Here is a 13,676-nt window from a genome sequence, read left to right as displayed (position 1 = left end):
AAAACACCTACACTGTTATACGTATAGACTTATATAGATTGTGGGTATTTTTAGAACTTATTATTTATAGAAGTGGAGCTCCCTTATGGCTAAGCACCTATTTACCTCTGAGTCTGTATCAGAAGGTCATCCAGATAAAATTGCCGACCAAATTTCAGATGCAGTACTTGATGCGATCTTAGAACAAGATCCAAAAGCTCGTGTTGCTTGTGAAACGTACGTAAAAACGGGCATGGTTATGGTCGGTGGTGAAGTAACTACTTCTGCGTGGGTTGATATCGAAGAAATCACTCGTGAAACCGTTCGTGATATCGGTTATGTTCATTCAGATATGGGCTTTGATGCGAACTCTTGTGCAGTATTAAACACAATTGGTAAGCAATCTCCTGACATCAACCAAGGTGTTGATAAAGCCGATCCAAAAGAACAAGGCGCGGGCGACCAAGGCATCATGTTTGGTTACGCAACAAACGAAACACCTATCTTAATGCCTGCTCCAATTACTTACTCTCACCTACTTGTTAAAAAGCAAGCTGAAGTACGTAAGAGCGGAAAACTGGATTTCTTACGTCCAGATGCAAAATCTCAAGTAACGTTCCAATACGACCAAGGTAAGATCGTTGGTATCGACGCTGTTGTTCTTTCGACTCAACACTGCGATTCAGTAACAACACCTGACCTACGTGAAGCAGTAATGGAAGAGATCATCAAGCCAGTACTTCCTGCAGAATGGTTAAATAAAGAGACTAAGTTCTTTATTAACCCAACAGGTCGCTTTGTTATCGGTGGCCCAATGGGTGACTGTGGCCTGACTGGTCGTAAAATCATCGTTGATACTTACGGCGGCGCAGCTCGTCACGGTGGCGGAGCATTCTCTGGTAAAGATCCATCAAAAGTTGACCGTTCAGCAGCATACGCAGCACGTTACGTAGCGAAAAACATTGTTGCTGCAGGCATGGCTGATCGTTGTGAAATTCAACTTTCATACGCTATCGGTGTTGCAGATCCAACATCAATCATGGTTGAAACGTTTGGTACTGAAAAAGTCTCTCACGACATAATCATTGAAGCGGTTCGTCAGCACTTCGATCTACGCCCGTACGGCCTACAAGAAATGCTTAATCTTCTTCAGCCAATCTACAAGAAGACGGCAGCATACGGTCACTTCGGTCGTGAAGAGTTCCCATGGGAAGCAACAGATAAAGCAGACATCCTTCGTGATTTCGCAGGCATTAAGTAAGCATTAATTACTTATCCTTGAATTTAAAAGGGAGCTTCGGCTTCCTTTTTTGTTTTCTAGCCCCATATACTCTTTATAATTACCTTGGTATTAAAACTTAAATACTAAAAATAAAGAGATTCAATGACACCACTTCAGCAAGCATCCATAGCTAAAGCTCAGCAATGCATTCAACAAGCTTCTACTTTTTTTAATCGCCCTTTTTCTTTACCAGAAATTAAATTTACTCAGCGTGGAAAAATCGCAGGGACGGCTCGCCTTCAAGGTTGGGAAATTCGTATTAACCCTGTTTTATTAGAAGAGAATCAACACACCTTTATTAATGAAGTGATCCCTCATGAAATCGCTCACCTAATCACATTCAAGCTATATGGTCAAGTGCGCCCTCACGGCGAAGAGTGGCAAGGTGTGATGAATCAAGTTTTCAATTTACCAGCAAGAACCACGCACAGCTTTAGTGTTGATTCGGTAAAGGGAAAAACCTTTCCTTATCGTTGCAAATGCACAACACACGAACTTACTGTTCGCCGTCATAATCGAGTTCAACGTAAAGAAACTCAATACCTCTGTAAAGCGTGTCAGTCCCCACTAAAATGGATTAAACCTCGCTCATAGCGGTATGAATGTACATATTTCAGCTGTTTTTTATCCTAGTAATTAATTTATCTATAATGCGAATTAACAATAGGCTACCCTTACTGTATTAATATAATAATCAGTAGGTTTACCATGACATTAATTCGCTTAGTTATTAGCATCATCGCGATAACTTTCAGCTTCAATGCACTTTCAGCTCCCCCTTCCTCATTTTCTAAAGCTAAAAAACTAGCCGTGAAAATCTATCTTGATCACCCAACTTCTTTCTATTGTGGCTGTGACATTACATGGAAAGATAAAAAGAAAGGTATTCCTGACTTACAAAGTTGTGGTTATGACGTTCGTAAACAAGAAAAGCGTGCTAGCCGCATCGAGTGGGAGCACGTAGTCCCAGCTTGGCAGTTTGGCCACCAACGCCAATGCTGGCAAGATGGTGGGCGCAAGAATTGCACTCGCAAAGACAAACAATTCAAAATGATGGAAGCTGACTTACACAACTTAGTTCCAGCCATTGGCGAAGTGAATGGTGATCGTTCTAATTTCCGTTTTTCACAATGGAACGGTAATAAAGGGGCCAATTATGGGCAATGTGCTTTTAAAGTTGATTTTAAAGGCCGTGTAGCAGAGCCGCCAGCACAATCTAGAGGTGCCATTGCTCGTACTTATTTATACATGAATAATGAATATCGTTTTAATTTATCCAAAGCACAGCGTCAATTAATGGAAGCGTGGAATAAACAATACCCTGTATCAGCATGGGAATGTGAGCGTGATAAACGTATTGCTAAAATTCAAGGTAACCATAACCAATTTGTCTATAAAGCCTGCATGAAATAACATAGACTAACTTAGAGGTTGAAAAAACAACCATTAACCTCCATCCTTAAATGTAAGATAGTTAAAGAAAAGTAGACCATGAGAATACCAAGAATCCATCATCCCGAACTGCTTCCTTCACAAGGAAAAATTAATTTAAGCGATGATGCTGCTAACCATGTTGGCCGTGTTATGCGAATGAAAGAAGGTGAAGCCGTATTACTGTTTGATGGCAGCGGTGCTGAGTTTCCTGCTGTGATAACTTCCGCATCAAAGAAAAGCGTAGAAGTTGAGATCAGCGAACGTATAGAGCGCAGCAGTGAATCTCCATTAAATTTACACTTAGGCCAAGTGGTTTCTCGTGGTGATAAAATGGAATTCACTATTCAAAAATCTGTCGAGCTAGGAGTTAATACCATTACACCTCTTATTTCAGAACGTTGTGGTGTGAAGCTAAATAAAGAGCGCTTCGAGAAAAAACTCGACCAATGGCAAAAAATAGCGATTGCCGCCTGTGAACAATGTGGTCGTAATACGGTTCCTGAAATTCGCCCAATTATGTCTCTAGAAGAGTGGTGTGCCGAAGAGTATGACGGATTAAAACTAAACCTTCATCCAAGAGCAAAATACTCGATCAATACATTGCCGGAACCCGTGACAAATGTACGCTTGTTAATTGGCCCTGAAGGCGGTTTATCGTCTGACGAAATTAACATGACAGAACAATATCAATTTGAAGAAACGTTGCTTGGTCCTCGAGTTCTAAGAACTGAAACCGCAGCGCTTACCGCAATTACAGCCTTACAAGTTCGTTTTGGCGATCTTGGCTAACTGGAGAAATACAATGATCAAACTAGGTATCGTAATGGATCCTATCTCATCCATTAACATCAAAAAAGACTCTAGCTTTGCCATGATGCTTGAAGCACAAAAGCGCGGCTGGGAAATCCATTACATGGAAATGGCTGACCTACACCTAGATCAAGGTAAAGCAGTTGCAGATACCAAAGTCGTTGAATTAAAAGAAGACCCTACAAGCTGGTATGAATTTAAGTCAGAGCAAACTATCGACCTTGCTGATCTTGATGCTGTACTAATGCGTAAAGATCCTCCATTCGATACTGAATATATCTACGCAACTTACATTTTAGAGCGTGCTGAAATTCAAGGTGCATTGATTGTTAATAAACCTCAGAGCCTGCGTGATTGTAACGAAAAACTGTTTACTGCTTGGTTCCCTGAGTTAACACCTACAACACTAGTAACGCGTAAAGCTGAAAAAATTAAAGCCTTCCGCGAAGAACATGGCGATATTATCCTAAAACCACTTGATGGTATGGGCGGCGCATCTATCTTCCGTGTAAAAGCTGGCGATCCAAATGTATCGGTTATCATTGAGACACTGACTAACCACGAACAAAACTACTGCATGGCACAAACCTTTGTTCCAGATATCAGCAATGGTGACAAACGCATTCTTGTGGTTGATGGAGAGCCAATGCCTTACTGCTTAGCTCGTATCCCAGCAAAAGGCGAAACTCGTGGTAACTTAGCCGCAGGCGGTACGGGTGAAGCGCGTCCATTAAGTGAGACTGACTGGGCGATTGCTAATGCCGTTGCTCCAACATTAAAAGAAAAAGGTCTAATCTTTGTAGGTCTGGATGTCATTGGTGACAAACTAACTGAAATCAACGTAACTAGCCCAACTTGCATTAAAGAGATCGAAGCTGCGTTCGATATCTCAATCACTGGCAAATTAATGGATGCTATCGAGCGTCGTATTAACGCTTAATTGAGCCTTGCATAACAAAGGGAGTCCATCACTCCCTTTAGTGGCAAAGCAACATTAGTTACACTGAATTTTTAGGAGGCTTTGTGGATTTAAAAAACCATTTTTTAGTAGCAATGCCAAGTATGAAAGACCCATTTTTCCATCGAAGTGTTATCTATATTTGTGAGCATGATTCAGAGGGAACCATGGGGCTACGTATTAATGAAACGGTTCCGATTTCATTGGAAGGCATGCTCGATCAAATAAAACTAGAGAACGCCTCTCCTATTATTTTTCCACAAACCTTAACTCAACCTGTATTGAATGGTGGTCCTGTATCTGATGATCGAGGCTTTGTATTACATTCAGTGAAAGATCGCTATACATCAAGTATACGAGTGACAAGCGAACTTTCAGTAACTACATCGAAGGATATTCTTGCGACGCTTGGTACCGAATCTCAGCCACGTAAGTACTTGGTTGCTCTCGGATATTCAGGGTGGGACGCAGGACAACTTGAACAAGAACTGTCCGAGAACAGTTGGCTTGTGTTAGAGGCTGATCCTTCGATTATTTTTGATACCCCTATTCCTGATCGCTGGCGAAGAGCGATTGAAATTTTAGGCATTAACCCAGCAAACCTATCTAGCGAGGTTGGACACGCATGAGTTCACGTACCATCATGGCATTCGATTTTGGCACCAAGAGTATTGGTTCTGCCATTGGTCAAGAGATCACAGGTACTGCAAGTCCATTAAAAGCATTTAAAGCTCAAGATGGCACCCCTAATTGGGATGATATTGAAAAACAGATTAAAGAGTGGAATCCAGATTTGATCGTTGTCGGTTTACCTACCGATCTTCATGGTAAAGAACTCGAAACCATCACTCCTCGCGCAAAGAAATTTGCTAATCGTCTGCATGGTCGTTTTGGTAAGCAAGTTGAATTGCACGACGAACGTCTATCAACGGCTGAAGCACGTGCTGATTTGTTTGAATACGGTGGTTATAAAGCATTATCGAAAGGTAATATTGATTGTCAGTCAGCGGTAGTGATTTTAGAAAGCTGGTTTGAGAATCAGTGGGACTAAGAACTAGAAACTAGGGACTAGAACGCTTCACTCCTATAAGATCAAAAGCAGATATTAAGAGCAGTAATCATTTACGTATTACTGCTCTTATAGTTTCTAGAGCGTAGCGCTCTAGTTAGCAAAGCGTATCGCTTTTAGTCTAACGATATCGACACATTATCAAGCTTCGACGAGCTAAATGAATCCCCTCGCTTCGTCTTTAACATCAACCTCAAGTCATTCGCTGAATCCGCACTGTGCAACGCTTCATCCACAGAAATTTTCTCTGCCACAACCAAATCAAACAAACACTGATCAAACGTCTGCATGCCTGACTCTCGTGATTTTGCCATGGTTGCTTTTAGCTCATGCAAATCTCCACGGCGGATCAAATCTGAAATTCGAGGAGTATTTAACAACACCTCATAAACCCCATGACGACCATTTCCATTCATATCAGGCACCAATTGCTGAGCAATGATCCCTTTTAAGTTCATTGAAAGATCAAATAAGAACTGCTCTTTATGATCTTTAGGTACTAAATGAAGAATACGCTCTAATGCTTGGTTGGCATTGTTTGCATGCAGCGTCGCCATACAAAGGTGGCCAGTTTCTGCAAACGTCATTGCATATTCCATGGTTTCACGACTACGAATTTCACCAATTAAAATCATATCTGGCGCTTGTCGTAAAGAGTTCTTCAATGCCACTTCATAGCTTTGTGTATCTAAGCCAACTTCACGCTGAGTAACAATACACTTATTATGCGGATGAACAAATTCAATCGGATCTTCTACCGTTAATATGTGACCGTAACGATTGTCATTTCGATAGCCAGTCATCGCCGCCATCGAAGTGGATTTCCCCGAACCTGTTGCCCCAACGACAAGAACTAAACCTCGCTTAGAGATCGCAAGATCCTTCATTACCTCAGGTAAATTTAACGAATCCATCGAAGGTATTGTTGTTTCAATACGACGGATCACCGCACCCGGCTGCTCACGTTGCCAAAACGCACTAACACGAAAACGACCACTCTCTTTTACAATCGCAAAATTGGCTTCTAGCTTTTGGTTAAACTCTTTTTGACGCTCATCATTCATCATTTCAGCGAGTAACTCCGTGACAGAATCAACCGTCTGTTTCTCACCTAACTGCTGAAACTCACCGTGAACACGCAATAAACATGGGGCATCCACTGTAATATAAACATCAGACGCTTTTTTCTGTACCATGTTATCTAGCAGTTGATCTAACTTCATAGTTAAAAACCTACACTACTGATATCAACTTTTTTTGCCACTTCATCAGGGTCGACTAGACCTTGGGCAATGATTTTCTTGGCGTTTTGTTCCATGGTTTGCATACCAAAAGAAGAGCCCGTCTGAATAATAGAATACATTTGCGCTACTTTATCCTCTCGGATCAAGTTACGAATTGCAGGCGTCGCGATCATAATTTCATGACATGCCACACGACCACCACCATTACGCTTTAACAATGTCTGAGCGACCACCGCTTTTAATGATTCTGACAACATTGAGCGCACCATGGACTTCTCACTGCCAGGGAATACATCAATAATACGGTCAATGGTTTTAGCTGCTGAACTGGTGTGTAAGGTACCAAATACCAAGTGACCCGTTTCTGCTGCGGTTAATGCTAAACTAATGGTTTCTTGGTCACGAAGTTCACCCACCAAAATAACATCAGGATCTTCACGTAGCGCTGAGCGTAATGCCGCCTTAAAGCTGTGTGTGTCTCGATGTACTTCACGCTGATTAATCAAACATTTCTTATTTTTGTGCACAAACTCAATCGGATCTTCAATCGTCAATACGTGCTTATTGTGATTTTCATTAATGTAATCAACCATCGCTGCAAGCGTCGTTGATTTACCAGAACCTGTCGGCCCTGTAATTAATACTAAGCCTTTTTGATAGTTAGCAATGTTAGTAAAAATCTCTGGTGCGACAAGTTGATCTAATGATGGGATCTCAACAGGAATGGTTCTAAATACTGCTGCACATCCGCGAGATTGGTTAAACGCATTAACACGAAAGCGTCCAACATTCGGCAACTCAAATGAAAAATCAACTTCTAACTTTTCTTCAAACTCACTGCGCTGAGCATCATTCATAATGTCCGTCACTAAACGGTAAACTTCTGCGTGTGTAAAATCAGGTAATGTCAGTTTACGAACGTCCCCATCTACACGAACCATAGGAGGAACTCCTGCAGATAGGTGTAGATCTGACGCATTTTGTTTTACACTAAAGTCCAGTAGTTCTGTGATGTCCATAATTTTCCTCGGTAATCGTTTCTATGACTAGTATTAAGCAAAATATCAATCAAATCACCCTTCAGATAGGGAATAGCATTCAAAAATGTGGTCGACAACCAGATTCTGTGCAATTACTGGCAGTCAGTAAAACCAAACCTATCGACTTACTCGAACAAGCGATAGAGGCTGGTCAACGCGCATTTGGTGAAAACTACGTTCAAGAAGGCGTTGAAAAAGTGCAATACTTCCAAAGTACCCATTCTAATACAGAATTAGAATGGCACTTCATTGGACCTATTCAATCTAATAAAACTCGCCCAATAGCGGAACACTTTGATTGGGTTCATTCTATTGACCGCCTGAAAATAGCACAACGCTTGAATGAGCAACGACTGGAAAGCCTTGGGAAACTAAATGTGCTTATTCAGGTCAATATCAGCTCAGAAGAAAGTAAATCAGGCACCACATCTGAAGAAGTCATGGCACTGGCAGCGGCAATCAATGAGATGCCAAACCTAACTTTACGTGGGTTAATGTCGATCCCTGCTAACGTCTCTAATTATGATGAACAACTGGTAGCATTTACACAACTTGCTTCCATTCAAAACCAATTACGCGCACAATATCCGCAAGTGGATACCCTATCAATGGGCATGAGTGGCGATATGGATGCCGCAATTGAAGCCGGCTCAACAATGGTTCGAATTGGTACCGCTATTTTTGGTGCTAGAGGCTAAAAAGAATCTCAACTTGAATGATACCAATATCACTAAATTGATTGGTATAAAGTAAGGAACACGAATGGAACATCGCAACATTGCTTTTATTGGTGCGGGCAATATGACTCGCTCTATCATTGCTGGATTAATTAGCAGTGGCTACCCAAAGGGAAAAATCACAGCAACCAACCCAAGTACAGAGAAGCTTGAGTATTTAAAAAGTTGCTATGGTATCAATACGAATACAGATAATTTAACAGCAGCTCAACAGGCTGAAGTAATTGTCTTGGCTGTAAAACCACAAATGATGGCAGCAGCAGCAGAGCCTCTGCAAACTGTCGATTTCTCAGATAAGTTAGTTATCTCAATTGCAGCAGGTATTTCAGCAAAGCGCCTCAATGAGATGTTTACCACTGAATTGAATCTAGTTCGAGTTATGCCAAATACCCCAGCACTCGTTGGTAAAGGCATGAGTGGCTTGTTTGCGGTAGAGCATATCTCAGAACAAGACAAAACCTATGCTGGTAATTTACTTTCAGCGGTAGGAGAGGTTTGTTGGGTAGAGAAAGAATCTGGCATTAACTCGGTTATTGCGGCAGCAGGAAGCGCTCCAGCGTATTTCTTCTTGTTCATGGAAGCAATGCAAGCGGAAGCGATTAAACAAGGCTTTAGTGAAGAGACTGCGCGTCTACTCGTTCAACAATCGGCACTTGGTGCAGCTGAAATGGTGGTAGCAAATCCTGAGACAGAGCTATCAACACTGCGCGAGCAAGTAACCTCAAAAGGAGGTACGACTGCAGAAGCGTTACGCACCTTTAACGAACATAACCTGCAAGAGATCGTCGCTAAGGCTATGCAAGCTGCGGTCTCTCGAGCAGAAGAGATGGAATCTCTATTTTAAAAAGTAATTCTATTTTCAGAACCACTTTATTTTCAAAACCAATGATTTTTAAGGTTAATAAACTATGAATGCAATGAGCTTTTTAATCTCGACCGTTTTTGATTTATACATCATGGTCGTGATCCTACGAATTTGGTTACAAGTTGCACGAGCTGACTTCTATAATCCATTTTCACAATTTATCGTAAAAGCGACACAACCAATCGTCTCTCCTTTACGTCGTATTATCCCATCGATTGGTAGCTTAGACTTAGCCACTGTATTATTTGCTTATGTACTGTGTGTTGTGAAGTTCGTTGCTCTACAATTAGTTGTATCAGGCGGTGTTGCTTTTGGCCCTGAGTTTTTATTCATTGGTTTGATTGCCCTTGCTAAGGCCGCTGGTGGTTTGCTGTTCTGGATCTTATTAGTACGCGCTATCTTAAGTTGGGTAAGCCAAGGCCGCAGCCCAATTGAATACGTTATGCACCAATTAACAGAACCAATGTTAGCGCCTATTCGTAAAATTCTTCCTCAAATGGGCGGACTCGACTTAAGCGTATTAGTGCTGTTTATCGTACTTCAATTTGCTAACTTCTTAATGGGCGATTTAATTGGTCCTATTTGGTATAGCTTGTAATTTAACGATGCCTGTTAAATACGATAATGATGATTTGATCTTACGGCTGTATCTGCAACCAAAAGCCAGTCGAGATCAAATTGTTGGAGTACATGGTGAAGAACTTAAAATTGCGATTACCGCACCTCCTGTTGATGGAAAAGCAAATGCGCATTTAATTAAGTACTTCTCCAAACTGTTTAAAGTGGCTAAAGGAAAAATTACGGTAGAAAAAGGAGAACTAAATCGTCATAAACAAGTTCGAATTCATTCACCTGAAATAATTCCTGAAGCCATAAAGCAATTATTACTGTCAAAATAACTATTAATGCCGAGTTAATCCTCGGCTTTTTTATACCAATGTAATTACTGGATTTGGTATTATATGGAGGCCTTTATATGAAGATCACTATGAAAAAAATAACCTTACTTTTGTCCCTGTTTCTTTTTAGTTTACCCACATTTGCAGGTCAATTTGTACAAATTAAAAATGTTGAGGTTCATTATTCCGCCTTCAACTCAACATTTCTAACTCCAAAAGTAGCACGCGCTTATCAACTAAAACGCTCTGGCTACAACGCCTTAATTAACATCAGCGTGTTAGATATATCACAAGCAGGTAAGCCTGCTATTGCTGCAAAAATTACAGGGATCGCTAAAAATTTACTCGGCCAAACAAAAACGTTAACCTTCCGTGAAATTAAAGAGCAAAACGCAATTTACTACATTGCAGAGCTACCAATCACTAACGAAGAAACCTTTCGCTTTGATATCGATGTATCTGCCAATACCAAGGGTGCAGGCAAATTAAAATTCAATCAAAAGTTTTACGTAGAAGAATAAGAGAATCATTATGAGCAAAATCGTACTAGCAACAGGCAACCAAGGTAAGGTTCGTGAAATGGCAGATGTGCTGTCTGACTTTGGATTTGATGTGGTTGCACAAAGTGAATTCAACGTCTCTGATGTAGCAGAAACTGGCACAACCTTTATTGAAAATGCCATTATTAAAGCGCGTCACGCAGCGAAAGAAACAGGCTTACCGGCGATTGCTGATGATTCAGGCCTAGAGGTCGACGCATTAAATGGGGCACCTGGTGTTTACTCTGCACGTTACTCAGGTGAAGGCGCAACAGACCAAAAGAACATTGATAAGATGCTAGCAGCAATGGACGGTATTCCTGCAGAAAAACGTACTGCACGCTTTCATTGTGTATTAGTACTAATGAAGCACGAGAACGATCCTACGCCACTTATTTGTCATGGTTCATGGGAAGGTCACATTACTACTGAACAACAGGGTGAAAATGGCTTTGGCTATGACCCTATCTTCTGGGTAAGTGAAGATAACTGTTCTTCAGCAGAGCTTGAGCCTGCGCGTAAAAAACAACTTTCTCACCGTGGTAAAGCGCTGAAAAAACTGTTTGCTGCATTAAAGGAAGGTAAATAAGTAATGCTAGTTCCACCACCACTAAGCTTATACATTCATATTCCATGGTGTATTCAAAAATGCCCATATTGCGATTTCAATTCTCATGCATTGAAAACGACAATCCCTGAAGCACAATATATTTCAGCGTTAATTGACGATCTTGATACCGATCTTGCGCGTTATGATATACAAAATGAATCACGTAAGCTGCACTCTATTTTTATTGGTGGTGGTACACCAAGCTTAATTACCGCTCCTGAGATTAAGCGTTTATTGACCGAAGTTGAAAAACGCTTGCCTTTTGCTGATGACATTGAAATCACAATGGAAGCAAACCCTGGAACCGTAGAGGCTGGTCGATTCATTGAATATCGTGAAGCAGGTGTTAATCGCATCTCCATTGGTGTGCAAAGTTTTCAGCAAGAGAAGTTAGAAAAACTGGGACGTATTCACGGTAAAGATGAAGCCATTCGTGCAGCTCGCCTTGCTCATGAAGCCGGATTAAACAGCTTCAACCTTGATTTAATGCACGGATTGCCGAACCAAAGTATTGATGATGCCTTGTCTGATTTAAAACAAGCGATTGACCTTAATCCGCCACATTTATCTTGGTATCAGCTGACGATTGAACCAAACACGGTATTTTATTATAAGCCTCCAACGTTGCCAGATGATGATGATTTATGGGATATTTTTGAACAAGGTCACCAAATTCTTGCTGACGCTGGTTATGTTCAATATGAGATTTCAGGCTACAGTAAAGTCGGTTATCAGTGCCGCCATAATTTGAATTATTGGCGTTTTGGTGACTACTTAGGAATTGGTTGTGGGGCTCATGGTAAGCTGAGTTTTACTGATGGTCGCATTGTTCGTACCACAAAAATCAAGCATCCACGTGGCTTCTTAGATTTAACAAAACCTTACTTAATTGATGAACAAGAGGTTATGGATCACGATAGACCTTTTGAGTTTTTCATGAACCGTTTTCGCCTGTTAGAAGCATGTCCTAAACAAGATTTTATTGATAAAACTGGATTAGGTTTTGAATCGATTCAAGAGACAATTGATTGGGCGAAAGAGAAGAAGTATCTCGATGAAACCGAAACGCACTGGCAGATCACAGAGCATGGGAAACTGTTTTTGAATGACATGTTGGAAGCGTTTATGGGGGATGAGGATTAAAAGCAAGGTTCAGATCGCTTCGCTTAAAGGTTTCAGTAAGAGCTTAAAAATCTTTTCCTGAAACCTTTAGGGAGCTTGCAACCGTCCTGAAACCTGCTCTTATCTTAAAATATCGAACGACCAATACGCTCTGAAAGCAGCTCTAACGCTTTAGTGCCAGCTAACGAATTCCCTGATGGATCAAGCTCTGGCGACCATACCGCTATCGTCATCTCACCAGGAACTATCGCGATAATACCACCACCAACACCCGATTTACCTGGCATACCAACACGATACGCAAACTCACCTGCACCATCATATAAACCACACGTCGCCATTAAAGCGTTAATTTGTTTACTCTGCATTGGCGTTACGATGAACTCATTTGTCTCTGGTTGAATGCCTTTATTGGCTAAATAGCCAAACGTTCTTGCCAAATCAACACAGCTCATATTTAGCGCACAAGCGTGAAAGTAATTCTTTAATACTGGCATCACTTCATTATCGAAGTTACCAAATGAACGCATCAAATAGGCAATCGATGCATTTCGATCACTGTGATCCATTTCTGAATTCGCTACCGCTCGATCATACATAATATGTTCATTACCTGAGAGCTTACGTACAAATTCTAATAGTCTGTGTTTAGGCGCAGAAAATCGACTGTAGAGCATATCTGAAATAACAATCGCACCAGCATTAATAAAAGGATTGCGTGGAACCCCCTGCTCCATTTCAAGCTGAATCAATGAGTTAAATGCCTGTCCTGAAGGCTCTTTTCCAACGCGTTGCCATAATTCTTCAGGCTGATATAACTCCATAGCAAGCGTTAAACTCAATGCCTTTGAGATTGATTGAATCGAAAAACACTCTTCTGCATCACCAGAGATAATGACTTCACCATCGTTGGTATATACGGCAATGCCTAATTTATCACTCGGAACACAAGCCAGTGCTGGAATATAGTCCGCTACTTTTCCTTGTCCAATAAGAGGACGCACTTCATTCAAAATATCATCTAATATTTGTTTTGTTGGCTTCATTATTTTTACTTCCTTTTGATAGCAAGGACAAAAAAGCCAACA

Annotated in this window: 17 protein-coding genes; 14 read left to right on the top strand and 3 right to left on the bottom strand. The window is 41.1% G+C overall.

Annotated elements, in window-relative coordinates; translation table 11 throughout:
• Positions 1 to 85 precede the first annotated feature (85 nt).
• From metK to ruvX, 7 genes are all read left to right on the top strand, one after another.
• Positions 86 to 1,240, top strand: coding sequence for a methionine adenosyltransferase (metK, locus tag PVK71_RS13710; protein WP_130046890.1), 1,155 nt, complete (start codon positions 86 to 88; stop codon positions 1,238 to 1,240).
• Positions 1,241 to 1,363: 123 nt separating this feature from the next.
• Positions 1,364 to 1,855 carry a SprT family zinc-dependent metalloprotease gene (locus tag PVK71_RS13705; protein WP_274419339.1) on the top strand — a complete coding sequence of 164 codons (492 nt, stop codon included), beginning with the start codon at positions 1,364 to 1,366 and terminating at the stop codon, positions 1,853 to 1,855.
• Between the two features lie 114 nt (positions 1,856 to 1,969).
• Positions 1,970 to 2,674, top strand: a complete 705-nt coding sequence (gene endA / locus PVK71_RS13700; protein WP_130044339.1) for a deoxyribonuclease I — start codon at positions 1,970 to 1,972, stop codon at positions 2,672 to 2,674.
• Between the two features lie 78 nt (positions 2,675 to 2,752).
• Complete coding sequence (gene rsmE / locus PVK71_RS13695) at positions 2,753 to 3,484, top strand: 16S rRNA (uracil(1498)-N(3))-methyltransferase (RefSeq protein ID WP_130044340.1); 732 nt, start codon at positions 2,753 to 2,755, stop codon at positions 3,482 to 3,484.
• Positions 3,485 to 3,497: 13 nt separating this feature from the next.
• Positions 3,498 to 4,445, top strand: coding sequence for a glutathione synthase (gshB, locus tag PVK71_RS13690; protein ID WP_130044341.1), 948 nt, complete (start codon positions 3,498 to 3,500; stop codon positions 4,443 to 4,445).
• Between the two features lie 83 nt (positions 4,446 to 4,528).
• Positions 4,529 to 5,092 (top strand): YqgE/AlgH family protein, encoded by a 564-nt coding sequence (locus PVK71_RS13685; RefSeq protein WP_274419338.1) that lies wholly within the window; start codon positions 4,529 to 4,531, stop codon positions 5,090 to 5,092.
• Positions 5,089 to 5,514 (top strand): Holliday junction resolvase RuvX, encoded by a 426-nt coding sequence (gene ruvX / locus PVK71_RS13680; RefSeq protein ID WP_274419337.1) that lies wholly within the window; start codon positions 5,089 to 5,091, stop codon positions 5,512 to 5,514. Before PVK71_RS13685 ends, ruvX begins: the two co-directional genes overlap by 4 nt.
• A 134-nt stretch (positions 5,515 to 5,648) precedes the next feature.
• Here the strand turns inward: ruvX and PVK71_RS13675 are convergent, their stop codons facing one another.
• Together PVK71_RS13675 and PVK71_RS13670 are read right to left on the bottom strand one after the other, a co-directional pair.
• The gene (locus tag PVK71_RS13675; RefSeq protein ID WP_274419336.1) at positions 5,649 to 6,755 is read right to left on the bottom strand and encodes a PilT/PilU family type 4a pilus ATPase; all 1,107 of its coding nucleotides are present in this window, start codon (positions 6,753 to 6,755) and stop codon (positions 5,649 to 5,651) included.
• A gap of 2 nt (positions 6,756 to 6,757) precedes the next feature.
• Entirely contained in the window at positions 6,758 to 7,795 is a 1,038-nt protein-coding gene (locus PVK71_RS13670) for a type IV pilus twitching motility protein PilT (RefSeq protein WP_130044345.1), read from the bottom strand.
• A gap of 23 nt (positions 7,796 to 7,818) precedes the next feature.
• On the opposite strand from PVK71_RS13670, the gene PVK71_RS13665 reads away from it, so the two are divergent.
• From PVK71_RS13665 to hemW, 7 genes are all read left to right on the top strand, one after another.
• Positions 7,819 to 8,514, top strand: coding sequence for a YggS family pyridoxal phosphate-dependent enzyme (locus tag PVK71_RS13665; protein WP_274419335.1), 696 nt, complete (start codon positions 7,819 to 7,821; stop codon positions 8,512 to 8,514).
• Between the two features lie 64 nt (positions 8,515 to 8,578).
• A complete protein-coding gene (gene proC / locus PVK71_RS13660; protein ID WP_274419334.1) occupies positions 8,579 to 9,397 on the top strand; it encodes a pyrroline-5-carboxylate reductase in 819 nt (272 codons plus the stop codon).
• A gap of 64 nt (positions 9,398 to 9,461) precedes the next feature.
• The gene (locus tag PVK71_RS13655) at positions 9,462 to 10,016 is read left to right on the top strand and encodes a YggT family protein (protein WP_130044348.1); all 555 of its coding nucleotides are present in this window, start codon (positions 9,462 to 9,464) and stop codon (positions 10,014 to 10,016) included.
• 7 nt (positions 10,017 to 10,023) lie between these two features.
• Positions 10,024 to 10,317 carry a DUF167 family protein YggU gene (gene yggU / locus PVK71_RS13650; RefSeq protein ID WP_130044349.1) on the top strand — a complete coding sequence of 98 codons (294 nt, stop codon included), beginning with the start codon at positions 10,024 to 10,026 and terminating at the stop codon, positions 10,315 to 10,317.
• Positions 10,318 to 10,406: 89 nt separating this feature from the next.
• Positions 10,407 to 10,838 (top strand): DUF4426 domain-containing protein, encoded by a 432-nt coding sequence (locus tag PVK71_RS13645; protein WP_274419333.1) that lies wholly within the window; start codon positions 10,407 to 10,409, stop codon positions 10,836 to 10,838.
• 10 nt (positions 10,839 to 10,848) lie between these two features.
• Complete coding sequence (locus tag PVK71_RS13640; protein WP_130044351.1) at positions 10,849 to 11,445, top strand: XTP/dITP diphosphatase; 597 nt, start codon at positions 10,849 to 10,851, stop codon at positions 11,443 to 11,445.
• Between the two features lie 3 nt (positions 11,446 to 11,448).
• The gene (hemW, locus tag PVK71_RS13635; protein ID WP_274419332.1) at positions 11,449 to 12,609 is read left to right on the top strand and encodes a radical SAM family heme chaperone HemW; all 1,161 of its coding nucleotides are present in this window, start codon (positions 11,449 to 11,451) and stop codon (positions 12,607 to 12,609) included.
• A gap of 104 nt (positions 12,610 to 12,713) precedes the next feature.
• On the opposite strand, the gene glsB is transcribed toward hemW, so the two are convergent.
• Positions 12,714 to 13,634, bottom strand: coding sequence for a glutaminase B (gene glsB / locus PVK71_RS13630; RefSeq protein WP_130046899.1), 921 nt, complete (start codon positions 13,632 to 13,634; stop codon positions 12,714 to 12,716).
• Positions 13,635 to 13,676: the final 42 nt, after the last annotated feature.

This window comes from Aliivibrio sp. S4MY1 (assembly GCF_028765545.1).
Lineage (GTDB): Bacteria > Pseudomonadota > Gammaproteobacteria > Enterobacterales > Vibrionaceae > Aliivibrio.
This window is presented reverse-complemented; position numbering and strand designations above follow the sequence as displayed.